The sequence below is a fragment of the Pseudomonas sp. H2_D02 genome (assembly GCF_054677635.1).
On the sequence record NZ_CP162816.1, the window covers coordinates 4,029,288 to 4,055,231 of the forward strand.

At 62.3% G+C, this 25,944-nt stretch carries 16 protein-coding genes and 1 pseudogene; 8 read left to right on the plus strand and 9 right to left on the minus strand.

What is annotated here, in order from left to right:
- Positions 1 to 99: 99 nt before the first annotated feature.
- The 7 genes and pseudogenes from AB4N42_RS18485 to AB4N42_RS18515 form a co-directional block, all read right to left on the minus strand.
- Positions 100 to 1,449 (minus strand): TolC family outer membrane protein, encoded by a 1,350-nt coding sequence (locus tag AB4N42_RS18485; protein WP_030138785.1) that lies wholly within the window; start codon positions 1,447 to 1,449, stop codon positions 100 to 102.
- Positions 1,450 to 1,451: 2 nt separating this feature from the next.
- Positions 1,452 to 2,822: an HlyD family type I secretion periplasmic adaptor subunit gene (locus AB4N42_RS18490; RefSeq protein ID WP_431145533.1), complete on the minus strand. Its 1,371-nt coding sequence runs from the start codon at positions 2,820 to 2,822 to the stop codon at positions 1,452 to 1,454.
- A complete protein-coding gene (locus AB4N42_RS18495) occupies positions 2,815 to 4,536 on the minus strand; it encodes a type I secretion system permease/ATPase (protein ID WP_217859382.1) in 1,722 nt (573 codons plus the stop codon). Before AB4N42_RS18495 ends, AB4N42_RS18490 begins: the two co-directional genes overlap by 8 nt.
- Before the next feature lie 360 nt (positions 4,537 to 4,896).
- Positions 4,897 to 6,297: an amino acid permease gene (locus AB4N42_RS18500; protein WP_460115121.1), complete on the minus strand. Its 1,401-nt coding sequence runs from the start codon at positions 6,295 to 6,297 to the stop codon at positions 4,897 to 4,899.
- Positions 6,298 to 6,521: 224 nt separating this feature from the next.
- Positions 6,522 to 7,169, minus strand: coding sequence for a response regulator transcription factor (locus AB4N42_RS18505; protein WP_030138781.1), 648 nt, complete (start codon positions 7,167 to 7,169; stop codon positions 6,522 to 6,524).
- An 81-nt stretch (positions 7,170 to 7,250) separates the two neighbouring features.
- Complete coding sequence (locus AB4N42_RS18510) at positions 7,251 to 7,850, minus strand: lecithin retinol acyltransferase family protein (RefSeq protein WP_030138780.1); 600 nt, start codon at positions 7,848 to 7,850, stop codon at positions 7,251 to 7,253.
- A gap of 255 nt (positions 7,851 to 8,105) precedes the next feature.
- Positions 8,106 to 13,579: pseudogene (locus AB4N42_RS18515) on the minus strand (trifunctional serine/threonine-protein kinase/ATP-binding protein/sensor histidine kinase).
- Between the two features lie 437 nt (positions 13,580 to 14,016).
- Between AB4N42_RS18515 and AB4N42_RS18520 the strand changes: the two are divergent.
- From AB4N42_RS18520 to AB4N42_RS18540, 5 genes are all read left to right on the plus strand, one after another.
- Entirely contained in the window at positions 14,017 to 14,394 is a 378-nt protein-coding gene (locus AB4N42_RS18520) for a response regulator transcription factor (RefSeq protein ID WP_030138778.1), read from the plus strand.
- A gap of 135 nt (positions 14,395 to 14,529) precedes the next feature.
- Positions 14,530 to 16,068, plus strand: a complete 1,539-nt coding sequence (locus AB4N42_RS18525; protein ID WP_431145535.1) for an efflux transporter outer membrane subunit — start codon at positions 14,530 to 14,532, stop codon at positions 16,066 to 16,068.
- Positions 16,065 to 17,630, plus strand: a complete 1,566-nt coding sequence (locus AB4N42_RS18530) for an MFS transporter (RefSeq protein ID WP_323155286.1) — start codon at positions 16,065 to 16,067, stop codon at positions 17,628 to 17,630. The genes AB4N42_RS18525 and AB4N42_RS18530 overlap by 4 nt, the downstream gene beginning before the upstream one ends.
- Before the next feature lie 6 nt (positions 17,631 to 17,636).
- Positions 17,637 to 18,668, plus strand: a complete 1,032-nt coding sequence (locus AB4N42_RS18535; protein ID WP_460115122.1) for an HlyD family secretion protein — start codon at positions 17,637 to 17,639, stop codon at positions 18,666 to 18,668.
- Positions 18,669 to 18,864: 196 nt separating this feature from the next.
- Positions 18,865 to 19,968: a sigma-54 interaction domain-containing protein gene (locus AB4N42_RS18540; RefSeq protein ID WP_460115123.1), complete on the plus strand. Its 1,104-nt coding sequence runs from the start codon at positions 18,865 to 18,867 to the stop codon at positions 19,966 to 19,968.
- A gap of 174 nt (positions 19,969 to 20,142) precedes the next feature.
- Here the strand turns inward: AB4N42_RS18540 and sfnG are convergent, their stop codons facing one another.
- The gene (gene sfnG, locus AB4N42_RS18545) at positions 20,143 to 21,240 is read right to left on the minus strand and encodes a dimethylsulfone monooxygenase SfnG (RefSeq protein WP_323155284.1); all 1,098 of its coding nucleotides are present in this window, start codon (positions 21,238 to 21,240) and stop codon (positions 20,143 to 20,145) included.
- A 382-nt stretch (positions 21,241 to 21,622) separates the two neighbouring features.
- Here sfnG and AB4N42_RS18550 point away from each other — a divergent pair, with 382 nt between their 5' ends.
- The 3 genes from AB4N42_RS18550 to AB4N42_RS18560 all read left to right on the plus strand — a co-directional run bounded on the left by AB4N42_RS18550 (position 21,623) and on the right by AB4N42_RS18560 (position 24,886).
- Complete coding sequence (locus AB4N42_RS18550; RefSeq protein WP_334597585.1) at positions 21,623 to 22,867, plus strand: acyl-CoA dehydrogenase family protein; 1,245 nt, start codon at positions 21,623 to 21,625, stop codon at positions 22,865 to 22,867.
- A gap of 144 nt (positions 22,868 to 23,011) precedes the next feature.
- A complete protein-coding gene (locus AB4N42_RS18555) occupies positions 23,012 to 23,725 on the plus strand; it encodes a hypothetical protein (protein WP_460115124.1) in 714 nt (237 codons plus the stop codon).
- Between the two features lie 21 nt (positions 23,726 to 23,746).
- The gene (locus AB4N42_RS18560) at positions 23,747 to 24,886 is read left to right on the plus strand and encodes an epoxide hydrolase family protein (RefSeq protein WP_460115125.1); all 1,140 of its coding nucleotides are present in this window, start codon (positions 23,747 to 23,749) and stop codon (positions 24,884 to 24,886) included.
- A 64-nt stretch (positions 24,887 to 24,950) separates the two neighbouring features.
- On the opposite strand, the gene AB4N42_RS18565 is transcribed toward AB4N42_RS18560, so the two are convergent.
- On the minus strand, positions 24,951 to 25,925 hold the full coding sequence (locus tag AB4N42_RS18565; protein ID WP_460115126.1) for a hypothetical protein: 975 nt from the start codon (positions 25,923 to 25,925) through the stop codon (positions 24,951 to 24,953).
- Positions 25,926 to 25,944 lie beyond the last annotated feature (19 nt).

A 25,944-nucleotide genomic window follows, 5' to 3' on the forward strand; every position in this document is an offset into this window, starting at 1 on the left:
GCAGTGATTGGTTTGGGGGCTGCTTCGCAGCCCAGCGGGGCGGTGCGACGCTTCGCTAAATCCCCTCGCCACAAGGGCATTGCACCATCGGCCAAGATTTCAGAACAAACTTTGCACCTGTTCCAGCACCGCGCGGTTCATCTGGCCCGTGTGGGTGTGCAGGCTCACGTAGCTTTGCAGCATGTCCAGCTTGGTGCTGAGCAAATCCCGGCGGGCCTGGAAGAGTCGTTGCTGGGCATCGAGGATGTCGACGGTCGAACGCACGCCGCCCTGGAAACCCTTTTCGGTAGAGGTCAGCGCCCGCTGGTTGGACTCCACCGCCCGTTGCATGGCCTTGCTCTTGGCGAACCCCGCCACCACGCCCAGGTAATCGGTCTCGATGGACTCGGCCAATTGCTGACGCTGCACGTCGTAGTCGGACTGGGCGCCGGCCAGTTGCGCCTCGGCCTTGGCCACCGAAGCGCGCACCGCGCCGCCGCGATACAGCGGAATGTCCAGCTGCACCCCAACGTAGTACGAGTCCTGGCGCGGATCGAGTTCCTGGTACTGGCGGGTTTCCCGGCGGGTCAACTGCGTGGTCAGCGACAGCGTCGGATAGTGCCCGGCGCGCTGGCTGTCGGCCTGGGCCTCGGCGACTTTCACGGCCGCCAACCGCGCCGCCAATTCAGGGCTGGCTTCACGGGCGATCGCCGTCCAGTACGGCAAATCCTGCTCCGGCGGGATAGGCGTGCCGGCGGGCAACTCTTCGCGCATCGGCTGGATGTCGTCGATGGGCACGCTCGCCCGCCCGGACAGCGCCCGCAACGCCGCCACGCGACGGGCCTGGGCTTCGGTTTCCTGGGCCTCCACCAGATCGAGCCGGGCCTGGGCTTCGTCGATGTCGGTGATCGCCCCTTGGCCGCCCTCATAGAGTTTTTTGCTCTGGACGACCAAGCCACGGATCGCGGCTTTTTGCTGGGCGATCAGCTTGAGTTCGTTCTCGGCACGGGCGACATCGAAATAGCCCTTGGCGACCCGATCGAACAAGGCCTGGCCGGCCACGTCGAACTGCTGGCTGCCCAGCGCGCCCCGCGCCTTGCCTTCTTGATAGGCCGCCCAGCGCCCCTTGTCATAGAGCGGTTGCTGCGCCGCCAGCGTCACGCTGTTCGCCTGGTAGTCGTTGCTGTTGACATAGCTGCGGTCGTCACCGCCATCGGTACGCCCCCCATACCCATAGCGCGACGACAACGACACCTGCGGATAAAGCCCACCCCGACCAATCGCCTCTTCCTGGCGCGACGCGTCGAAGGCATGGGTCGCGGTTTGCAAGGTCGGATCGTTGAGGCGCGAAGCGTCGTAGGCGGCCGTCAGGCTCAGCCCACCCTCGGCCGCCCAGGCCGGGCCGATCACCGCCCAACTGGTGCACAAGCTCAACAGCACACGGACGCCGTAACGGCAACGGTCGGTCATGCTCATTCCTCTTTGAAGGCAGCCAGCAAGCGTTCGCGCAACGGTTTCATCAGGTAATTCATCAAGGTCCGTTCACCCGTCACCACGGTGACGTCGGCGAGCATCCCCGGACGCACCAGCAGCCCGGCGTCCTGCAGCGAGACAACGGTCTCGGCGGGAATCTCGACCTTGGCGGAGAAGTACGGCTGGTGCGTCTGCTGGTCGATCAACTGATCCGCCGACACGGTGGTGACCGTGCCGGTCACGGTCGGCGTGTCCACCCGTTGCAGCGCGGTGAAATGCACATGCACCGGCAAACCGGGGCGCAGTTTGTTGGCCATCAGCGGCTCGAAACGCGCGGTGATCGCCATCGGCGCGTCCAGTGGCACTACCTGCATCAAGGTCTGTCCGGCCTGGGCAACACCGCCCACCGTGTGGATGGCCAAGTCCATGACCTGCCCCGCCACGGGCGCGCGGATCGCGCCATTGTCGACTTCGAACTGCAAGGCTCGGATCTGATCGGCATACCCCGCGGCCTCGGCCGACACCTCGCTGAGCTGGGTTTCAGCATCACGCCGGAACTCCTGCTGCGCCTGCAAGGCCTTGAGCCGACTTTCATTGATGGCCTGGCGCGTGCGGCCGACATCACCGACACCCGAGGCGATCTGCCCGGCCAGTTGCGCCGCATTGCGCTCGGCCTCGAAGAGCTTGTTGCGCGGCACGTAGCCCTCCCGGGCCAGGTCACGCAGGCCGACGAGTTCCTGCTGCTGGAACCGCATCTGCGCATCGTAGTTGCGCTTGACGCCTTCATAGCCCTGCAACTGCTGCTGCAAGGCGCCGATTTCATGCTCGATGATCTGCAAGCGACTGCCGAGCTCGGCGCGACGGGTCAGGAACAGTTGGCTCTGGAGGGCCATGGCCGCCTTGACGCGGGGCTCGTCAGCGCGCTCCAGCAATTGCTGCGGCCACTGGATGTCATCGGCGCCCAAACGCTCGGCCATCAACCGCGCCTCGATGCTGCGATCGTTGAGCAGCTTGCCGAGGGTCACGTCCAGCTGCGATTGCGCCTGCACCGTGTTGAGCTGCACCAACAATTGCCCTTGACTGACGCGGTCACCGTCACTGACCAGCAGTTTTTCCACGACCCCACCAACCAGCGACTGCACGGCCTTGCGTTCACCCGCCACCACTACGGTGCCGCTGCCCACCACGCCCTGGTCGAGCGGTGCCAGGCACGCCCAAAGCAGAAAGCCGCCAAGGGCCAGGGCGAGGAACACCACGCCGTAGCGCGCCGCCCCACCCGCATCAGTGCTGGCGCTGGGCAACGTGTTGCTGCTGAGCACACTCAGGCCATGCTCACCTTGGGCCGGTGCGGCCGATTTCAAATCACGCATCCTTGCTTGCCTCCCGCACAGCCGCCGGCCTCGGTCCCGGCATCAGCGCCTTGAGCACCCGGTCCCGAGGGCCAAACGCTTGTTGAGTGCCGTCCTTCAACACCAGGATATGATCGACCACAGCCAGCACGTTGGGCCGATGGGTGATCAACACCACGGTGCTGCCGGCAGCCTTGAGCACGCCGATGGCCTGCACCAGCGCCAGTTCGCCGGCTTCATCCAGATTGGAGTTGGGTTCGTCGAGTACGATCAGCGACGGGCTGCCATACAGCGCGCGGGCCAGGCCCAGGCGTTGCTTCTGGCCGCCGGACAGGCCAAGTCCACCAGGCCCCAGCGGCGTGTCGTAACCCTTGGGGAATCGCAGGATCATTTCGTGGATGCCCGCGTGGCGGCTGGCGGCGATGATCTTGTCGGCGTCCTGCTCGCCGAAACGGGCGATGTTGTCGGCGACGCTGCCATCGAACAGCTCGATGTCCTGGGGCAGATAGCCGAGGTACGGCCCCAGCGCATCATGGGACCACTGGCTGATCTCGGCATCGTCCAGGCGCACCGATCCACCGATGGCCGGCCACACGCCCACCAACGCGCGAGCCAAGGTCGACTTGCCGCTGGCACTGGGGCCGACCACCGCGAGCACTTCGCCCTTGCCCAGGCTGAAATTGATGCCCCGCAAAATCGGCTGCGAAGCCCCGGGCGGCCCCACATACACTTGCTCCAGGCGCAGCGCGCCGGTCGGCGGCGGCAGCGGCATGCGCAAGCGATCACGGGGGTGTTGCGCCAACAGTTGGCTCAGGCGCTGGTAGCTCTGGCGGCCGCTGTTGAATTGCTTCCACGAGCCGATGGCGATTTCCACCGGCGCCAGGGCACGCCCCAACAGCAACGACATGGCGATCATCATCCCCGCCGACAACTGCCCTTCGAGCACCAGGAGCGCGCCCAATCCCAAGGCCAGGGATTGCCCGGAAATCCGCACGAACCGCGTCGCCGAGGTGATGCGCGCACCGCGATCGCTGGCGTGGGCCTGCGCCGCGATGATGCGTTGTTGCAACAGGCTCCAACGCTGGCGTAGCGGCCCGAGCATGCCCAGGGCCTGGATGACTTCGGCGTTCTGCAGCGTGCTGTTGACGTAGATCGACGACTGCACCCCCAGCCGGTTGGCCTCCCCCAGGCGCCCTCGGGTCGCCAGTTCGCCCCACAGCGCCAGGCCGATCAGCGTCAACGCGAGCACCAGGGTCAGCACGCCGAACCACGGGTGGAAGATGAACGCCACCAGCAGGAAGATCGGCAGCCACGGCGCATCGAGCAAGGCGATCAGGCCCTGGCCGGTGATCAGTTGTCGCAAGGTGGCAAGGTCGGTGAGCACTTGCGCCGGGTTGGCGTTGTGCTCGCGCAGGCTGCGGGCAAACGCCGCGTCGAAGATCCGCTCGCCCAAGGCGTCGTCCAACCCGGCGCTCATGCGGATCATCACCTCGCCGCGCACCCACTCGATCAGCGCACTGAACATGAACAGCCCGAGGGCGATCAAGGTCAGCATGAACAGCGTGGTTTCGTTGCGACTGGTGAGGACCCGGTCGTAGACCTGCATCATGTAGAGCGACGGCACCAGCACCAGCAGATTGATCACGCCACTGAACAACGCCAGGGACCAGAACACCCGGCGATAGCTCAACAATGCGGCGTCGATGTCGTGCCGTGGATCAAGGAGCAAACCCATAGAGTGTCAACCCGCAAAAGAAATAACCGTCCCGATGCAATCCATGCGAGTCATTCGCCCGAAGGCGTCAAAAAAGAGCGTCATCCTGCTGACATTGTCGCCATCTGTGGCGAACTCCACCCGTACGGGCGCCAACTACTGACAACGCAGCCTGGGGTAAGTGCCAGAGGCGGATGAGGGATTTTCGGGGGCCATGCAAAGCGGGAGCAAGCACCCTCGCCACGGCGGGGTTGAAACGGAGATTCCCTGTGGGAGCGAGCTTGCTCCGGGCGGCGATCCGACGATGGCGTCGGGTCAGTGGCTGGGATTTGACTGCCACACCGCTATCGCGAGCAAGCTCGCTCCCACAGGTTTGTAGTGCTAACCCAGGGACACCGCTTCTTCAGGCTGCGCCGATTGCCGCGACGTCACCAGGCCGATAAAGGAAATGACCAAGGCCAGGCCAAGGGTGGTGCTCACCTCGCTGCGGTGCTCGGGCGTCACCATCATCACCGCCAGGGCCGCGCAGATGAACACGATCACCGCCCAGGTGAGCCACGGGAACAACCACATGCGAAAGCCCAGCTCGACGCCTTGCCGGACCAGCTTGCGGCGCATGCGCAACTGCGACACGGCGATCGCCAGGTACACCAGCAGCGCGATGGCGCCGGAGCTGGCGAGCAGGAACTGGAACAACCCGGCCGGCATGAAATAGCTGAACACGGTGATGCCCAACCCCAACACCGTACTGGCAATCACTGCGGCCCTGGGTACCCCAGCGGCCGAGGTCACTTCCGCCGCCTTCGGCGCATCGCCTCGCCGGCCCAGGGAATAGAGCATGCGCGAGGCGATGTAGATCGAGGAGTTCATGCAACTGGCCACGGCGATCAGCACCACCACGTCTACCATGAACTTGGCATGGGGAATGTTCATCAGTTCCAAGGCCCTTTGATAGGAACCCACCGACGCCAACTGCGGATCGTTCCACGGCACCACGGAAATAACCACGAAGATCGACAGCAGGTAGAAAACGCCGATACGCCAGATCACCGAGCGGGTGGCCTTGGCAATGTTCTGCGCGGGGTTGCTGGATTCGGCGGCAGCAATGGTCACCGCTTCCGTGCCGATGAAGCTGAACATGATGGTGATGAAGGCTCCGACCACGGCAGACAAGCCATTGGGCGCGAAGCCGCCATATTCGTCCATCAAGCGACTCAAGCCGCTGGCCTCGCGCTCGGGAATCCAGCCCATCAAGACCGCGAAGCCCAGGGAGATGAAACCGATGATCGCCACCACCTTGGCCATGGCGAACCAGAACTCGAATTCACCGTATTTGGAGACGCTGAACAGGTTCGTCACCGCCAAGGCGATGATCGACACCGAAGCGAACAGCCACGCATCGACGGAGGGAAACCATTGGTTCAGCACATGACCGGCGGCCAGTGCCTCGATGGGAATCACCAGTACCCAGAACCACCAATACAGCCAACCGATGGTGAAGCCGGCCCAGCGCCCGATCGCCTGGTCGGCGTAGGTGGAAAAGGAGCCGGTATCCGGCCGCGCCACCGCCATCTCGCCGAGCATGCGCATGACGAGCACCACCAGCAGGCCGGAAAAAAGATACGCCAGCATCACGGCGGGGCCTGCGGCGGCGATGGCATGGCCCGATCCGACAAACAGGCCTGCGCCGATAATCCCGGCAATTGAAAGCATGGTGACGTGACGAGGCTTGAAGCCCTGCGCCAGGTGGCCGTTCGAATCCTTGAAGGTCGGGCTGGTCATTGTTGTTCTCTTATCGACAGTGAGGCGTATCGAGGGACTGTCGGTGCTGGTTGGTTTTCGCTCCTCCTGAAAGCGGCACACCCTGGATGTCTGATCCAATCCCTCGTGAAGTTGGCTCTGCGGTAAACCGTTGAGCCACGTTACCCGCCTACACGCCCGAGTCAGTTACCTGTGAGCGCCGCCTTTTTGCCTGATTTCGCCAACGAGTAATGGCGTTTGGCCCGTCAAGCAGGCTCTGCGCCGAGGGTTTCAGCCATTCGCACCAAGTCGGCGAACGACTTGGCATGCATTTTTTTCATGGCGTGGGCGCGATGGATTTTCACGGTGATCTCGCTCAGGTTCATCTGCCCGGCGATCTGCTTGTTCATCAGTCCCTTGGCCGCCAGGGCCATGACTTCTTTCTCGCGGGCCGTCAGTGTCTGGTAACGGGCGTGCAGGCCTGAAAGTTGCTGCTCTACTTCCCTTCGCTTGACGTCGGCCTGGAGTGCCGCTGAGACGGCGTCCAGCAAGTCCTGTTCGCGAAAAGGTTTGGCCAGGAAATCCATGGCACCGGCTTTCATCGCCTTGACGGACATTTCAATGTCGCCGTGACCGGTGATAAAGATGATGGGAATCCTGATATTCGATGCCGCCAACTGGCGCTGGAAATCCAGTCCGCTGCTGCCCTGCAATCGGACATCGAGCACCAGGCAACTGGCGCAGTCAGGCTTGGGCCATTGGAGAAACTCGGCGGTGGACGCAAAGGTCTCGACGCGCATGCCGACAGAGCGCAGGAGGTTGCTCAATGCACATCGTATGGAGGCGTCGTCGTCCAGGACGAACACAACGGGACCTTCGCTGCCCGGCGAATGAGTTTTCGAATTGCCGTTCATGCACGATCCTCTAGGGTGGTGGATTGAAAAAGCCTAGCACAGCGCCTCCGACGCCGAAGTGGACCTGATGTGCCGTGACCCTCAAGCAACGAAGTGAGCGTTCAGCACGGTAATCGTTGCCAGGAATTCGCGCGGGCGCTGCCAGTACGCACGGACCTGAGCACTGTAGCTCTCCCCGGTCAGGCACCAGCTGCAGAAGTGTTCGCAGTTGTTGGCAAAGAGACTGTAGCGGTTTTCACCCAGTCTCGAACGGGCCCGATGGGCAACCTCATTGGCCGGATAACGGGCGGGTTGCTCGACGATCCACACGGGCCTGCCACTGGCGAAATGTTCCAGGTCGGTCACTTCGATGGGGCCCGCTTCAAGCGCGCCGCTGAATCCCGAATAATGGGCAACGGCACCAGCGCCCAGGTAAATCCCATGATGGATATAGAACCGGCGCGGACTGATCAAATGCGCCCCGACGGGCACTTCGTCCAGGGCCTCGATATCGACCCGCTTCAACGACTCAACTGCCAGCGCTCCTGGCCTTTTGGTGCCGTGGAGGGGTTCCGGGGCCACGCCCGCCTGCGCAGGCTCGGTCACGCGATAGGAGACGTTGGCGGTGACCAACGCCAGGCAGATAAGCACTATTGAACGAAGTGACGAAAATTCATCCGCCGCGATGCCTGTCAGTTTCATTGCCAGATACTCCGCAACCCATGGCAATCACTGTATCGCTCGGGTTGGCGGAGATCATTTGTACCTGGGATTGGCGCACTGATCGATTGATATGCGCCCTGTAAACCTTGGTATTAGGGTCCGTACGAAATGTGTTCGCGCGAAAGCCAGACAAGGCGAAACGGGGCGAGGAAGCGGAGTGTACTGGAGTACATGAGCATTCCGAGCCCCGTTTCAACGCAGTATGGGTGAGTGCGGATACATTTCGTACAGAGCCTAGCGTGCGATGGGCAGCGAAAATTCGACCACGGCCCCGCGAGGCTGATTGGCGGCTGCCTGTAAACAGCCGCCATGGGCTTCGATGATCGATCGACAAATGGATAAACCCAGCCCAAGCCCTGAAGCCTTGGTGGTGTAGAACGATGCGAACACTTGCTCCGCGCACCCCGAGGCAAAACCCGGCCCCGTATCGCTGACGCTCACCCGCACGCAACCGGCATCGTCCAGCCCGGTGCTGATCGACAAGTGCCGTTCGCCTTCATCGACGCCGCTCATGGCCTCCAATGCGTTCATGATCAGGTTGAGCAGCACCTGTTGCAGTTCCACGCGATCCCCGTTCACGCAAGGCAGTGCGCCGGCCAGTTGGGCGTGTATCGAGGCACCGTTCTTGATGATCTGGCTGCGGGTGAACTCGACCATTTCCTCGATCGCCGCGTTGATATCCAGCGGCCCTTTCTGCGGGGGCGCCTTGCGGATGTGCTCGCGGATTCGCCCCAGCACATCGGCGGCTCGATTGGCGTCGAAAACCAGATGACCGAGGATCTGCCGGACTTCCTCGATTTCCGGCGGCTGGGCGTTGAGCCAACGCAGCGCGGCGTCGGCGTTTAGGATGGTCGCGGCAATCGGCTGATTGACCTCATGGGCAATCGAGGCGACCAACTGGCCCATGGTCGCGACCCGGTTTGCATGGGCCAATTCGGTCTGCACCTCACGATAACGACGCTCGCTTTCGCGGATTTTCTCCTCCGCCTGCCGACGCTCGGTCAGGTCCAGCACAAACGCCACGCCTTCCCGGCTGCTGGCTTCGAACATGGCCAGGCCGACGATCACCGGCAGCCGGCTGCCGTCCTTCCTGAAATACTCTTTCTCGTACGGAGAGGCTTGCCCCGTGCGCAAGGCCTGAGCCAACGAACGCTCGCTCAGTTCTCGATGCTCCGGTACCGTCAAGTCTCTCCAGCGCAGGCAGCCCGACGCAAGATCTTCCCGCTCGTACCCCACCATGCGCAGGAATGCATCATTGGCCTCGATGATGTCGCCCTCGGCATTCCAGACGAGAATTCCAATGATGTTGGCCTCGACCAGACGACGGATTTTCGCCTCCCGTTCGGCCACCTCACGGTACAGCCGAGCGTTTTCAAGGGAGATGGCCGCGCGCGACGCCACCAGATTCAGGATGGCAAGCCGATTCGGACTGAATACGTGGGCGGCAAGGCTGTTTTCCAGATAGAGCACGCCCACCAGCGTAGCCTGGTTGATCAGCGGGAGGCACAGGATCGAACGCACGGGACGTTGGCGAAAGTACGGATCGGCGGCAAAAGCAGCGCCTGCCGGAGCCATGGCGTCGTCCAGAAACACGCTCTCCTGGGTTCGCAGCACATGGTAAAGAATCGACTCCGGCAACAGCGTCGAGTTGACCGGTGCGTCACGCAGTTGCGTCGTGCTCCCGCCGGTCGTCGCTTGCGCCGCGATCCGATGTCCCTCGCCAGTGGACAGGATCAACAGGCCGCGCTCGGCGCCGGCCTGCTCGATGGCCGTGGCCATCACCCGATCGATCAACTTCTCCAGGACAATTTCACCCGACACGGCCTGGGAGACCTTGAGCACGGTCGCGATGTCCAGGTGCTCCACCGGCGTCGCCATTGTGGTCGCGGGGCCAGGTGCGGGCTCTTTTTCCCGCAGCCATGGATATTGGGCTTCGAGCTGCCGAACCTTGCCATCGGCTCCCCAACGCAGATAGCCGTAACAGGCGTCCTGCATGTACATCCGGGCTATTCTTTCGAGGCCACGGGCGGCGTAGAAACGTGAAGCGAGTTCGTTGGCAAGCGCCTCGACATGAACGAAGCCGCTTTCCCGCGCGGCGTCCATGGCCTGTTCGTAAAGCAGCTCGGCATCGATTGGCCGGCCTTCGATGCGGGCAATCTCGGCACCCACCAGTGCGGCGCGGCTCGCAAAGTTGTCTGGGCACTGCTGCGCCCAGGCCTGGAGCTGCCGATGCCCTTCCCTGATTGCGCCCAGATGCGCCTTGCGTTCATCCGCGGGGGTTTTCTCAAAAACGGCAGCATGAGCCAGGGCTGAAAAAAGTAATATTCAGCTTCCTCGAAGAACGATTGGCAAACCCAGAGCAATCGCTGCGCTTTTTCGGCGGCGACCAAGGCCGCTTCAGGCTCGTCGGCCATACAACGGGCCTGTAGCTTGCGAACCCAGTACAGGCATTCAGCCAGGACCAGGTCCGGGCTGCTGGACAGATGGGATTCAGTGGTGGCCTCGTCCAATTCGTCGTCCTCCAGGCGGCCGAAGATCGACGTCTGGCCGCGAAACATCCGGATCAGCAGCAATTGCGTGACGATGAAATCCGTCACCAGCCCGAAACGCACCTTTCTCGCATAGGCCAGGCCACGCTCGGCCTCATCTTGGACCTTGGGCAACGGTTCGCCGGCGAAGAGCAGGTCTGCGGTGAGGTTGTTGCCCGCATAGGCACCATACGGCAAGTCTCCGATCCGATTTGCCGCCGCAAACGAACGACGCAGCAGGTCGCGGCATTGTCCGACGGGTCTCATCCAGCGCACGGCAAAGCAGGAGAAACACAGGTACGTACTGGCCTCGAATCGAGTCATGCCACGGCGCTCGACGAGGTCACAGCCCAGTTGCCCGAAGCGAAACCCCACCTCATGATCACCGAACCGCCGGCCCGCGACCCTATACAGATTGGCATAGAGCACACAGGACGCATCGCAGTTGCCGCGTTCCAGGCTCAAGGTAATCGCCTTGCAGATCAACAGATCCGCCAGGTTCGCGTCACTTTGCAGGGCGGGGGCGAAGAGCTTGCTCAGCGCATTGACCGTCTCCAACGCGGTCGCATCTTCCATCAAGGGCACGTCGATCAAGTCCTCAATGGCCCGGTCACCAAGCAATGTCGCGATGCGGTCGTATTCCTGGCGCACGGCCTCGTCACTCGGCTGGGCGGCCCAGTTGATGCCGACATGCCGCAGATACGCGAGACACACCGCCACCGCGCCGTCGCTGCGATCCATCAGCAGGTAGACATCCATCAACAGGCAAGCGACGCTGGCCCGCTCGCTCACCGTCACGGCACGGTCCGACAGTGCCGTCAGCCGCTCGTCGGCCGTGGCGAGCTGGCCGGTCAGGAACTCACATTCGGCCCTGTTCAGTTCCAACGCGAAATTCAAACCGTGCCGATGCGTCCAGCTGTCATCGGCCAGCAGCTCGGCCCCGATGGCCAAGTAATTGAGCGCCGACGCATAAGCCGTCGACGCCTTGGCCCGCTGACCCGCGAGCAGGTTGAGGGCGGCCAGTTCCTCTCGCTCGGCCTGGTCGATGAGCAATTCGGCGCCGAGGTTGAGTTGGCCCACGATGTCGAATATCACCTCGTCGCGATGCTGGGGAGGAATCCGCCGAACCAACATCCGGCCGATTTTCAAGTGAGTCGAGGCGCGTGACCCCAGGGGGATCATCGAGTAGGCCGCTTCATGGATACGGTCGTGGACAAACCCGTACGCACCGTCACGGCGTTCCACCAACTCCTGGCGAATCGCCTCCCAGAGGACCGTCCGGATTTGCGCCCTGGGGACCTCGAGGATAATCGCCAGCGCGTTCATCCCGCAGACATTCCCCATGCACGCAAGCAGCTGCAAGGCCTGCTGCGTCTGGGTAGGCAGGCGCGCGAGCTTGCCGCTCATCAAGTCGACGATGTTGTCGGTGTACCCCTTGGCGTGGATCCGGTCCGGGTCCCACCACCAGTGCTGGCGGCCATGATCGAAGGCCAGCAATTGCTCGTCGGCGAGGGCCTGCAAAAACTGGATCACGAAAAACGGATTGCCCGCAGTCTTGTCGAGCACCAGCTGCGCCAGCGGCTCGATGCGATCAGGCTGGTCATGGAGCGCCTCGGCGATCAATTGCTCGATATGCGCCTTGGCGAGCGGTGAGAGCATGATTTCGCTGACCTTGGCGCCGACGCTGCGCAACGTCTTGAGTTTGCCCGCCAGCGGATGCGTCGAATCCACTTCATTGCTGCGGTAGGCACCGACCAGCAGCAGATAACGCACGTCATCGCTGGTCAGCAGGTCGTCCAGCAGGTCGAGCGTCGCCGCGTCGAGCCATTGCAAGTCGTCGAGAAATAGCGCAAGAGGATGCTCGCGGCGGGCGAAGACACCGATGAAACGCCGGAACACCAGCAGGAAGCGCCGCTGCTCTTGCTGGGGATCGAGTGCCTGCACGGCAGGCGGCTCGCCGATGATCAGCCTCAGTTCGGGAATCAGGTCCGTCATCAGCCGAGCGTTGGGGTCCAGGGCCTGGCGCAGTGCCTCGCGCCAACCGGCCAACTCGGCATCACTCTTGCCCAACAGCGTGCGCACCAGGCTCTGGAACGCCTGTATCAGCGTCGAATAGGGAATATCGCGCCGGTACTGATCGAACTTGCCACGGGCGAACAACCCCCTTGGCGGCACGAGCACCTTGTGCAACTCGTTGACCACTGAAGATTTACCGATCCCGGAATAGCCGGTCACCAATACCAGTTCGGGCGCGCCAGTTTCAACGACCCGATTGAACGCACCAACCAAGGCTTGGACCTCGGGCTCGCGCCCATAGAGTTTTTCCGGGATCAACAGGCGGTCCGAGCTACCTTGCTCGCCCAACGCAAAAGCCTCGATGCGCCGCCATTGCTGCCAATGCGCCAGGCATTGGCGCAGGTCGTGCTCCACACTTGCGGCCGTCTGGTAGCGCTCCTCGGCGGTCTTGGCGAGCAGCTTCATGATGACGCGAGAAAGCATGTCGGGAATGGTTTCGATGCGCTCGCGGGGCGCCAAGGGCCTCTTGGCGATATGGCAATGCACCCATTCGATCGGGTCGGAGGCCGTGAACGGCAGCGAGCCGGTCAGCATCTGGTAGAGCGTGACGCCGAAGGAATAGAGATCGCTGCGCGAGTCGATCGAGCGATTCATCCTGCCAGTCTGTTCGGGCGCCATGTAGGCCAACGTCCCGGCAAGCGTCTCGGGGGCCTGGCGCTCGCGCGGCAAACGCGACGTCATGCCGAACCCGGTGAGCCGAGCCTGGCCGTCGTCGCAATCCACCAGGATATGGCTGGGTTTGATGTCCTTATGAACCAGGCCTCGCTCATGCAGCTTGCCCAGCGCCATGGCAATGCTCACCGCGAGCTGCAAGAACCGGGTTGTCTCCAGGGGCGAGGTCAGCAATTGCACCAGGGGCAAGCCGCCCGGATCGCTGAGCACCAGTTGCACCTGAGGGCCTTCACTTATCCAGTCCAGGGGGTGTACGCACCACGAGGCGTCCAGCTCATCCCTCAGGCTGAATTCGTGGGCGAGACGCTCAAGGCAGTCGGGGCGCGGTTGCCGGTTGGCAGGCCGCACCACCAGGACAGGGTTATCGCCGTCGGCACCTAGGCGTCGTTCCCGGCAGAAGATACGCTCGCCATCGTCCCATTGTGTTTGCATGCGGGTTTCCATCGGCACTGGAGCAAAAGGAGTTTCTGTCGCATTTGCCGTCGAGCTGGCGTCCAGTGTCATGTCGCAATTGCCGTTGCTGCCGCTTGGCCGCGTTTTCCATGGCTGCGCCGGCAGCCCGGCGATGAACGCAATGTCGGGTTCCGGGACGGGTTGTATTGCCATCGTCCAGATTAGCGTCTCGCCAGTTTCCTTCCCAATTTCTTTGCAGAATAAATCCGGGCGCGCAGATAACCGGTACGGAGGTTGGGATGGCCAGGCCAGTCGACGATGCGGCGCCAGTCTATTTGAAACTGCGCCACGATCATTACTATCCAGGTATCCGGCTCCGCATCTTTGGTCTTAGCGGGATATACGCAAGTATACTTTTGCACATGCCCGGACCGCGTATGGTGAAGTAAAGACAGGCTCCATTACGAGCGATCCTCATGCCAGACACTCCCATGCGCGACAAAGCGACGATTGCAGTCGTCGATGACGATGAATCGGTTCGCACCGCGCTCAATAGCCTGTTGCGATCCAGCGGTTACGAAGTGCGCACCTATTGCGGCGCCATGGAATTCCTTGTTTCGAAAGCGCCCGCGCAAACACATTGCCTGGTATGCGACATACAGATGCCGGGCATGAGTGGCATCGAGTTGCATCAACATCTGCTTGAACAAGGCTGGCGCATCCCCACGCTGTTCATTACCGCCTACCCGCAACTGGCCGCAAATGTTCCGGGGTTGGTTGCCTGTCTGCCAAAACCTTGCGACGGCAACAACCTGCTGGCCTGTATCGACGTCGCCCTGCGCCAATCGCACTGACCGGCGGCGCTGTCCGCTGCCTACGACATACCTGCGTATACCTTTCTCCATTCAACGTATGGTTTCGCTGAACCGATGTAGGCGTGTGGCCGGAGCAGCCCGTCGATAACATCGATCCATGGCGAGCGAATCGTCATGCATGAATCTATCGACCCCATGGCGGACGCTCTTCGGGCGACGCCGAAACATTGCGGGGATCTGGCTATGTCGGGCTTCGACGATTTACCTCAACGCCTCTGTGCACGCTTGAGCGTCATCACTGCGGCGCTCGGCGCTGCATGCCTGGCGGGTTGCATGGTGGGCCCGGATTTCACCCGGCCTGAAGACGAGCTGAACGCCGCGCAACTGACGCCTCGCCAAGAACACAGCGGCGACCCTCGTGCCTCCACCGCCGCTGTGCCCATGCAATGGTGGCAGCTGTTCAACGACGCCCTGCTCACCGAGTTGCTGGCGCGGACGCTGAAGGGAAACCTTGACTTGCAACTGGCCGCCGAACGCATCGAGCAAAGCCGCGCACGGCTGGGCATCGCCGCGTCGCAGTTGTTGCCCACTGTCGGCGCCAACGCCAGCTACGCCCGGGAGGCGCTGAGCGAGCATGGCAAATTCGCAGCGCTGGGCGCTCCCACCGACCCCAGTAATTTTTGGCAGTTGGGTTTCGACGCCAGCTGGGAAATCGACCTATGGGGCCGCGCCCGGCGCTCGCGCGAAGGCGCCCAGGCGATGGTCGTGGCCTCTGTGTACGACCGTGAAGCCGCCAGGGTGGCGCTGGCCGCCGAAGTGGCACGCACTTATCTCCAGTTGCGCGGCACCCAGGCGCAACTGGACATCGCCCGCCAAAACCAAGTGGTTGCCGAACGCACCCTGGCCCTGGCTGAAAGTCGCGAGCGTAATGGCGTGGCGACACGCTTCGAAACCTCATCGGCCCGCGCGCAGTTGGCGACGGTCAAGGCCATGCTTCCCGAGCTGGCCCAGCGTCGCAATGCGCAGATGAACGCCCTCGCCCTGCTTATGGGCGAGCAACCGCGTGCCCTCGATGCCCAACTGCGCCAGGCCATGCCCCTGCCGTCGCTGCCCGCTCGCATTCCCCTCGGCGTGGCGTCTGAACTGGCCCAACGGCGCCCCGACATCCTGCGCGCCGAAGCACAACTCCACGCGGCCACAGCGGCCATCGGCGTGGCGAAGGCTGATTTCTATCCGCGTATCGGCCTGAAAGGACGTATCGGTGTGGAGGCTTTCGACAGTGGCGACCTCGCCAGTTGGGACTCGCGGATGTTTTCCGTCGGGCCAACGGTCTACCTGCCCATCTTCCAGGGTGGACGCCTGATGCAGCGCCTGGCCCTGAACGAATCGCGGCAAAAAAACGCGGCCCTCGCTTATCGGCAAACCGTCTTGCAAGCCTGGCACGAAGTCGACAACGCCCTGGATGCCTGGGCTGCCCAACGCCGCCAGCACGACGAGCTGCTGGTTTCGTATCAACAGAACAAAGAGGCCCTGGGCGCGGCAGAACGCGGCTATCAACAAGGCGCCGCCGACTATCTCAGCGTCCTCACCGCGCAACTCAACCTGCTCGCCAGCCAGACCCGCCTCAATACCAGTGCAACCAATGCCACCCTGACCGTGGTCAATCTTTATAAGTCCCTGGGCGGCGGTTGGGATCCGGAGCAGGCTCGATGAACAGCGTGGCCTTGCGAGCCACGGCCATCGCTATCAGCGAAGCGCCCCGCGCCGAGGGCTCGAAACGGCCGCTGGTGGGGCTGCTGGGGATTTTCCTGGCGGCAATGATGGCGGGATTGAACATCCGCGTCGGTGCATTGGCCCTGGCGGACGTGCGGGGCGCGTTGGGCTTCGGCCTGGACGATGCGTCCTGGCTCACCACGGCATACAGCGCCGGAGAGTTGATTGCCATGCCTTTTGCGGCCTGGTTTGCCATTACGCTTTCGGTCCGCCGTCTCGAACTGTGGGTATTGGGCACGTGCACCGCGCTGGCGGCGATGTTGCCTTTCATTCGGGACCTGGACCTGCTTTTGGCATTGCGCTTTGTCCAAGGCCTCGCCAGCGGCACGACGATTCCCTTGCTGATGATGGCGGCGCTGAAATTCCTGCCGCCGCCGATACGGCTATATGGGCTGGCACTGTATGCAATGACCGCCACCTTCGCCCCCAACCTGTCCATCTGGCTGGCCGGTCACTGGACCGACAGCCTGCAAGATTGGCGCTGGGTTTATTGGCAAATCATCCCCCTCGCTTGTATCGCTGCGGCATTGATCGGCTGGGGATTGCCCAAGGAACCCATCCAACCCCAGCGCTTCGGTCGAGCCAACTGGCTGGGCATGGCCTGCGCGGTGCCGGCCTTCGGCCTCATCACCATCGCGCTGGACCAAGGCATACGCCTGGACTGGTTCAATTCGCCGCTGGTGACTGCTTCGCTGGTGGCCGGCCTGGCATTGCTGGCGATCTACTTGCTGACCGAGTGGCATCACCCCGCGCCCTTCATCAAATTGCAGATCCTGGGGCGTCGCAACCTGGGGCTGGGCTGTACCTTGTTTTTCTTCCTGCTGGTGGTGCTGATGTCCAGCTCACTGTTGCCCGCCAGTTATCTGGCCACGCTGCAAGATTACCGGCCGTTCCAGATGGCCTCCATCGGCCTGATCGTCGCGTTGCCGCAGTTGATCCTCGGGCCCCTGGTGGCGCTGCTGCTGTACCAGAAGTGGGTCGATGCGCGGCTGGTCTTTGCCGCCGGGTTGTGCCTGATCGCCTTGGCGTGCCTGTGTGGCGCGCAGCTAACCAGCGACTGGAACCGCGACCAATTCGTCATGGCGCAAACGCTGCAAGCCTTGGGGCAACCCATGGCCGTGGTGTCGATGCTGTTCCTGATCACCAGCGTGGTGCAGCCTGCCGAAGGGCCTTTTTTCTCCGGCACCATCAATACAGTGCGCGCCTTCGGATCACTGGCCGGCGCTGCCGTGGTTGGACAACTGATGGTCTTGCGCGGACGTTTTCACTCGGAGATGTTGCTGGACCATGCGGCCATGGTGGGCGGCGCCTTGCCGTCCGCGCCCGATCCGCAACAGCTGATGATCGTCATCGGCGGGGAATCATTAGTGCTGTCGATCGCCGATGCCTACCGCGCGCTTGGCCTGCTGGCCCTGCTGCTGATTCCGCTGGTGCTGCGCATGACCTTCATCCCCGCTCCTGTCATCCAGGCCAACTCGCCCCCTTCGTCCTCAAACGGGTGACCCATCATGGCATTACCAAAAAAAGCCAAGCTCATCAGTGCAATGTTGCTCGCCATCGCGGTCAGCGGGGCTGTCGTCCTCAATCGCCCCGAATCCGCCGCCGCAGTCCAGTCCACTGACGATGCCTATGTCCATGCTGATTTCACTACGGTAGCGCCGCAGGTGTCAGGTACGGTGCATTCGGTGTTGATCGAAGATAACCAGCCGGTGAACAAAGGCGACCTGCTGGCGACCATCGATGATCGTGATTTCGTCGCAGCCGTTAACGCGGCGAAAGCCCAAGTCGCCAGTGCCCGCGCCGGCATCGCGAGCCTGCAAGCGTACCTGGCCCGACAGGCCACCGCCATTCGCCAGGCACAAGCGGCACTTGCCGCAGACGAAGCCGCGCTCAAGCTGGCGGCTGTCAACCAGACGCGATATCGCAACCTGGCCGATGACGGCTCAGGCACCGTGCAGGCGCGGCAACAGGCCGAAGCGCAACTGAGCATCCAACGGGCTCGCCGGGACAAAAGCGAGGCGGGACTACAGGCCGCCCGGCAACAAGTGGATGTGCTCAAGGCCGACCTGGAAAAAGCCAGGGCGACCCTCGCCCATGCCGAGGCCACCCAAGCCATCGCGGAACTGAAGCTTTCCTACACTCGGATTACGGCACCGATCAGCGGTACGATCGGGCAGAAATCGGTACGGGTCGGTGCGTTCGTCAATGCGGGAAAACCCTTGCTGGCAATCGTCCCGCTCGACGCCGTCTACATCACGGCGAACTTTCGCGAAACGCAACTGGATCGCGTGGAGGCTGGACAAACCGTGGAAATCGAAGTGGATGCGTTGCCGGGCAAGGTGCTGCGGGGCACGGTACAAAGCCTGGGGCCGGCCAGCGGCGTCAGCTATTCAGCCGTAGCGCCGCATAACGCCACCGGCAACTTCACCAAGATTGTCCAGCGCCTGCCCGTGCGTATCCACATCGATCCTGACCAGCCCGATGCGACGAGGTTGCGCGTTGGGATGTCCGTTACCCCGCGTATTCGTGTGGGTGAGTGATTGGAGCTGGAGTGCGGTGGGTCCACTAATTGTGGTTTTGACGGGACCTCCCGACTTAAGCATATAGCTTAAAGTTATTTTTATTGCCGTTTTTAGATCATATAGATTAGCCATCAAGCCCAATGGCTTCGCACGGTAATGCCAGCAAGAAACGCTGGTTGTCACCTCATCACGCACTCATTTACGGGCCTTCGCCATGCAGCTTCTAACCCTTCCCCCGTCCCCCGGTCTGGCCACTTCGATTCGCGCCACGGCCCAGGTTTTCGCAGACCCCAACTCCCAGGCACTCTTGGCCCATTTGCAACAGGTGGCCCCCAGCGACGCCAGCGTATTGATTATCGGCCAGACCGGCACCGGCAAGGAGTTGGTCGCGCGCCACGTCCATAGCCTCAGCGCTCGGCGCGACAAGCCGTTCGTGGCAGTGAACTGCGGGGCGTTTTCCGAGACGCTGGTGGAAGCCGAGCTGTTCGGCCATGAGAAAGGCGCGTTCACCGGCGCATTGACGGCCAAGGCCGGGTGGTTCGAAGAGGCCGATGGCGGCACGCTGTTCCTGGATGAAATCGGTGACTTGCCGCTGCCGATCCAGGTCAAGTTGCTGCGCGTTCTACAAGAGCGCGAAGTCGTCCGCCTGGGCTCGCGCAAGAGCATCAAGATCAACGTGCGGGTGCTGGCGGCCACCAACGTGCAATTGGAAAGAGCCATCAACGCCGGGCACTTTCGCGAGGACCTGTATTACCGCTTGAATGTGGTGAGCCTGGTGCTCAAGCCCTTGCGCGAACGGCCCGGCGACATCCTGCCGCTGATCCGTCATTTCATTGCCGAATACAGCCGCAGGCTGGGTCATGGCGAGGTCACTCTGGATGCCCAGGCCCAGCGCAAATTGCTCGATTATTCCTGGCCGGGGAATATTCGCGAACTGGAGAACGTCATCCATCACACGCTGCTGATCTGCCGCAACCCAGTGATCGGCGTGCAGGATCTCCACCTGTCCAACTTTCGCATCGAGCGCCAGGATCTATCACAGGACAGCGCGCCGCAAACGGCGGAAGCATTGCTGGAAAAAGCCTTTGTGCAATTGCTCGAGCAAGCGCAAGGCGATGTCCATGAAAAGGTCGAAGCCGCCCTGCTGCGCACCGCCTACCGCTACGCCAGTTGCAACCAGGTCCACACCGCCAGCTTGCTGGGCCTGAGCCGAAACGTCACCCGCAGCCTGCTGATTCGGATCGGTGAGTTGGTGGTCAACAAACGCCGCGGCGCGCTGAGCACGCGGGATGGTCGGGTGGTGAACCTTTCAACCTGAGCCAACGCTCACCCGTGGCGAGGGAGCTTGCTCCCGCTGGGGTGCGCAGCGCCCCCAATGAAGCTGATTGAGCCCCCTGATACTCCGCCGTGAAGGTCCGGGCAGCTGCGCCCGAGATGTCGGACCGACCCAGCGGGAGCAAGCTCCCTCGCCACGGAACCTCCTGTTTCTTCGCTAGGCCACCGCCGCCGCTTTAGCCTGCACCTTGCCCTTCTCCAACTCACGCACCAGCGGCAGGACTCGTTGGCCGAAATACTCCACTTCCTCCTGGAAGTGCAGGAACGCGGCAAGCACCAGATCCACACCCACGGCTTTCAACGCCACGATGCGCTCGGCGATTTGCCGGGGCGTGCCGATCAGGTTGGTCTTGAAGCCATCGTTATACTGCACCAGGTCTTCGAAGCTGGACTTGGCCCAGTTGCCCTCGCCTTCCGGGCTGGCCTTGCCGGCCTGCTTGGCGGCGTCGCCAAACGCGTTGACGGCTTCGGGGTCGGCCTGGTCGATGATCTGGGCCAGCACCGCGCGGGCTTCTTCCTCGGTGTCGCGGGCAATGATGAAAGCATTCACCCCGACCTTGACCGTGTGATTGTTCGCCGCCGCCTTGGCCCGCAGGTCATCGACCTGAGCCTTGACCCCTTCCACCGTGTTGCCATTGGTGAAGTACCAGTCCGAGACTCGGGCGGCCATGTCCCGCGCGGCGCGGGAACTGCCACCCTGGAAAATCTCCGGATGCTGTTGCAACGGTTTGGGCTTGAGGGTGTAGCCGTTGAAACGATAGAAATCACCGCGAAAGGTGTAGTTGTCGGTGGTCCAGATGCCCTTGAGCGTGGTGATGAATTCCTCGGAGCGGCGATAACGTTCGTCGTGCTCCAGCCAGGGTTCGCCAATGGCGGTGAATTCGCCCTTGAACCAGCCGGACACCACGTTGATCGCCACGCGCCCGCCGGTGAGCTGGTCGATGGTTGCGATCTGCTTGGCCAGCACCGAAGGCGTCCACGGCCCCGGCAATACCGCCGCGATGACTTTGAGGCGCGTGGTGGACGCCAGCAGCGCGTGACTGAACGCCACCGATTCGTGCTGGTATTCGGCGCCGTAACCGGCAGTGAAACGGATCTGGGTCAGGGCATAGTCAAAACCGGCGTCCTCGGCGATCTGCGCCAGCTTGCGGTTGTAGTCAATGCCCCAGTCGGTGCGCTGCGGGATCTTGCTGACCACCAGTCCGCCGCTGACGTTAGGCACCCAGTAGGCAAACTTGATCGTGTCCTGGCTCATTGCGTGTACTCCCAGCTCGTTGAGATATAGGCGTCGTCGCCTCTGTACAACGGCTAGAGCAGCAACCGTGCCACTTATATTTATCCTTTATTTTCAACAGTTTAGTCAGTTTTCTGATTTTCATGGCTGTCGTGCGACAGGCAGGCTGTTGGATCGCTGTTGCACAGCCAACACCCGGCGTGCCGCTGCTGGAAATACGCATTGTTGCCTGACACACAGTCACCCAACAGATTGTCCGCCGGACGACAGCCTTTGTGCTGGGAAACCCGGCGAACGCCCCGTTTTCGTTGGCTTCAAGCGCCGGGCATGGAGCGTGCAAAGGTTGTCGCCAACGGCAGGTTTTCACCCCGCCCGTCCCCTCGCCATCAGAAGGAACACCGCCATGACCGCACAGCAACAACACTTGCCACCAGTCCTTTCCACCGGCACCGACTATGAAACCCTGGCCGAGCGGTTCCGGCCGATTTTCGCGCGCATCCAGGCCGGCGCCCTGGAGCGTGAACAATCACGCAGCCTGCCGTTCGAACAGGTGAAATGGTTGAAGGAAGCGGGCTTCGGTGCCGTGCGGATTCCGGTCGAATTCGGCGGCGCCGGGGCTTCGTTGCCGCAGCTGTTGCACCTGCTGATCGAACTGGCCGAGGCCGACTCCAACCTGCCCCAGGCCCTGCGCGGCCACTTCGCCTTTGTCGAGGATCGTCTCAATGCCCACGCCAGCAGCCCGCAAGACGTCTGGTTCAAGCGCTTCGTCGACGGTGACCTGGTGGGCAACGCCTGGACCGAAATCGGCGCGGTGAAACTCGGCCAGGTCATCACTCGCGTATCCCGCCAGGGCGGGCAATGGGTGGCCAACGGCACCAAGTACTACAGCACCGGCAGCATCTTCGCCGACTGGATCGACCTCTATGCCCAACGCGACGACAACGGTGCCGATGTGATCGCCGCCGTCAATGTCCACCAACCGGGTGTCAAGCAAAGCGATGACTGGGACGGTTTCGGCCAGCGCACCACCGGCAGCGGCACATCGGTGTTCGAGAATGCCGTGGTGGAGGCTGAAAACCTCATCGATTTTTCCACCCGTTTCAAATACCAGACCGCGTTCTATCAACTGGTCCTGCTCGCCGTGCAGACGGGCGCCGGCCGCGCCGCCGTCCAGGACTTCAGCGAACACGTGCGCCAACGCACCCGCGTGTTCAGCACCGGCAACGCCAGCGAAGTGAGCCAGGACGTCCAAGTACAGCAAGTGATCGGCAAGGCATCAGCCCAGGTCTACGCCGCCGAAGCCACGACCCTGCGCGCCGCCAGCGCCTCGCAGCGAGCCTATGAACGTCGCTTCGGCCAGGACACCGAAGCCGAGCACACCGCCAACATCCTCGCCGAACTCGAATCGGCCCAGGCCCAAGTGGTGGTCGCCGACCTGACGCTGCGCGCCACCAGCGACCTGTTCAACGCCCTCGGCGCATCCGCCACCAGCACCGGCAAAGCCCTCGACCGCCACTGGCGCAACGCCCGCACCGCGGCGTCCCATAATCCGCTGATCTACAAGGAACGCATCATTGGGGATTGGGAGATCAATGGGACGGAACCGCCGTATGTCTGGCAGATTGGTGGGGGGTCGAAACAGCGTTGAACGGGGCGTGGCCAATTGCCGGTGCCTGTTCAAATCGCCTACCCTAGGCGCCTGAATCGGCCTGCCAGCGGGCCAAGACAAAAACGACTGCAGTCGCCTGCCTTGGCCCGCCCCCGACCATTACGAGCCACGAACGGATGCAACATGCCGCTGAAAACCCGCGATTTGATTCTTGCGGCACTGGAAGAGCTGGATATCGGCGACTTCCCGGCCCGCCCCTTTGACTGCGCCTTCGAGCTGATTGCCGCGCCAGCGAGTCGCAAACGATTGATCATGGTCGGCTTCAACGGCTCACTCGCCGACGCCATTCACACCAACGCGGGAGCCATCCACGCCGGCTATGACCAACCGTCCTTTTCCAACGTCGCCCATGGATTGGAAGGTGGCTGGGGCACCAAAACCCTGGCCCGGCGCCTGACACAACTGCCTGCCGACCTGGGCTTCGACTGGCGCGACACGATCTACACCAACGCCTTGCTGCTTTGCTCCGCCGACGCCGCGGCCATCCAGAAAGTGGCGCGCCAGTCCTCTGCGGCCAGCCTTGAATCGTTGACTCGAAAATCCATGGATTTCTTCCAGCGCGTAACCGTACCCCTCGCCGAGCCTGAGCTGATCATCGCCTACAGCAATGGCCTGGGCAGCCCGTCGGCCGCGCGGATTCTGTGGGAAGCATTCGGGAACGAAGCACCGCTCGACCATATCGATTCTTCGTCCTACCGCGCCACGTACGGGTTTACCGCCACCATCAACGACCGCAAGGTACCGGTAGTGGGAGTTCGGCATATGTCCAGGTTCGTGCCGAACATCGAAGCCATAAAACTGGCCTGGACCCGGCAGAAAGCACGCTTCGGTTCCTGATCCGGCTGTTTGGAGGAAAACATGTTCGCCAGACCTTTTGTCATCGACACGCCTGAAAGCATGCTCGCTGACTTGAAAGATCGCCTGCGAAACACCCGGTTGCCGCAGCCCTTGGCCAGCGTGGGCTGGAACGAAGGCATGGACGCGGACGTGCTGCGCGACCTCATCACCCACTGGTCGACAACCTTCGACTGGCGCGCTCAGGAAGCAGCACTCAATCGCCTGCCACAGTTCCTCGCCACCCTGGGCGAGCAAGAGATTCATTTCGTCCACCAGCGCGGGATCGGGCCCAATCCCATGCCGCTGGTGCTCACCCATGGCTGGCCCGGCTCGTTCATCGAGATGCAGCGCATCATCGAACTGCTGACGGACCCCGCCAGCCATGGCGGCGACCCGGCCGATGCCTTTGACGTAGTGGTGCCGTCCTTGCCGGGCTACACCTTTTCCGCGCCGTTCAAGCAAACCGGTTGCGGGCCTTATGAAGTGGCCGGTTTGTGGCGCGAGCTGATGGCCGGGCTCGGTTATGAGCAGTTCGGTGCCCAGGGTGGCGATGTGGGCGCGGCGGTCACCAGTTGGTTGGGCGTGCGCTTTCCCGAGCGCCTGACCGGCATCCACCTCAACTACATCCCCGGCGCCTACCGCCCGCCCCTGGGCGAAACCGACCCACCTTTGACCGAAGAAGAAACCGCGTTTCAGCAACGCGCTGCGGCCTTCAGCGAAGCCGAAGGTGCCTATGCGCACATCCAGCGCACCAAGCCGCAAAGCCTGGCCGTGGGCTTGAATGACTCACCTGCGGGATTGCTCGCCTGGATGGGCGAGAAGATTTTGTCGTGGTGCGATCCGAGCGCCCCCATCGACCGCGAGTGGTTGCTGACCAATGTGACGCTCTACTGGCTGACCAACTGCATTGGCTCGTCGTTTCGCCCCTACGTTGAAGGCAGCCGCCGACCTCTGGTGCTTGCCAGCGGTGAGCGAATAAAGCCGCCGTTGGGGGTCGCGCTGTTTCCCAAGGAGCTGCCGCTGCCGCCACGCAGTTGGGTGGAGCGTGGCTACAACGTCCAGCGCTGGACGCAGATGCCCCGGGGCGGTCATTTTGCGGCGTTGGAGCAGCCTGAGTTGTTGGCGGAGGATATTCGGGGGTTTTTCCGGGACTACCGTTAAGCACCTAGTGCCTTGCGATGAGCAGGGCAATCTTCAGCCGGCTTGCCCTTCGTCAGCGCACGTCTTATCGCAACCAATGCGACTCAGTTGTCCACCCCAGGAAAACGCGTGCACCTTCGATGGTTCGATTCTGTTGCGGCAAGCGACGTCCCGCTGCTGCAAGGCGCAGCCCAACCATCACAGGTCGAAACTTCTCCTGAAAAGCCGCCGGCTGGCTAACGAAATGCGCTTCGATGCCTTCGATAGCCGACTCCCTTTCGGATTCGTCGAGCATCGACAGGTAAAAAATCATCTGGCGCCAGGCATACGCCGTGTTCTTGAGCATGATCAAGCGCCCGTGATAGTGCTCGATACGCATCTGCTGGCGTCTGCAGATCCATTCGAAACAGGCCTGGGCGAGTGCGTTCAAGCGCGGATACAACAACGTTTTCAGATCAAGTTCGCAGAACAGCATCGAGAGATTCTGCGTAGTCAAAATCTGCTGCTGTTCGATGATGGTGCCGTTGGTTGCGGGACGCCAGGTACCCAGCTCTGCGTTTGCACGCCGCGCGCACAAGGTCGTCAAGGCGTCGGTGCTTGCTGACGAACGTCGCCAGAAGGGTTGGCTCGATCTCGACTTGGGTTTGTCGGGAAGCGTCGCCAGCATAGGGGTATCGATATCGTAGTAACGGGCGTACAGGGTACCGGTCAGCGCCCTGCCCGCCCGCCTGGCGGCGTCGATGAATTTGTTGGAAAACTCGCCCATGAAGATGTCCGAAGCGACTTCGTCCACGAATGGAACGTCCAGCCCCGCTGTTTCGGCGAGGGTACGCAGCTCCTTGAGCAGCTTGTTGGGCAGGATCGCCTGGGGAAAGGCAGTCAGCGTCAGCGCTGATGCCTCGATAAGCGCCTGGCGAGCGATGTCCGCGTCGAGCGAATGACGTTGGCGCTGGCCTTCCATGAGCGCCACCCAGGGCAACTCGTCCAGCCTGACCTGGCTTTGAAGATCGACCAATAACAACGAGCGGCGCCGCACGAAAAGCACGATAAGTCGCCGCATAGAGATTGCCCAGTATCGG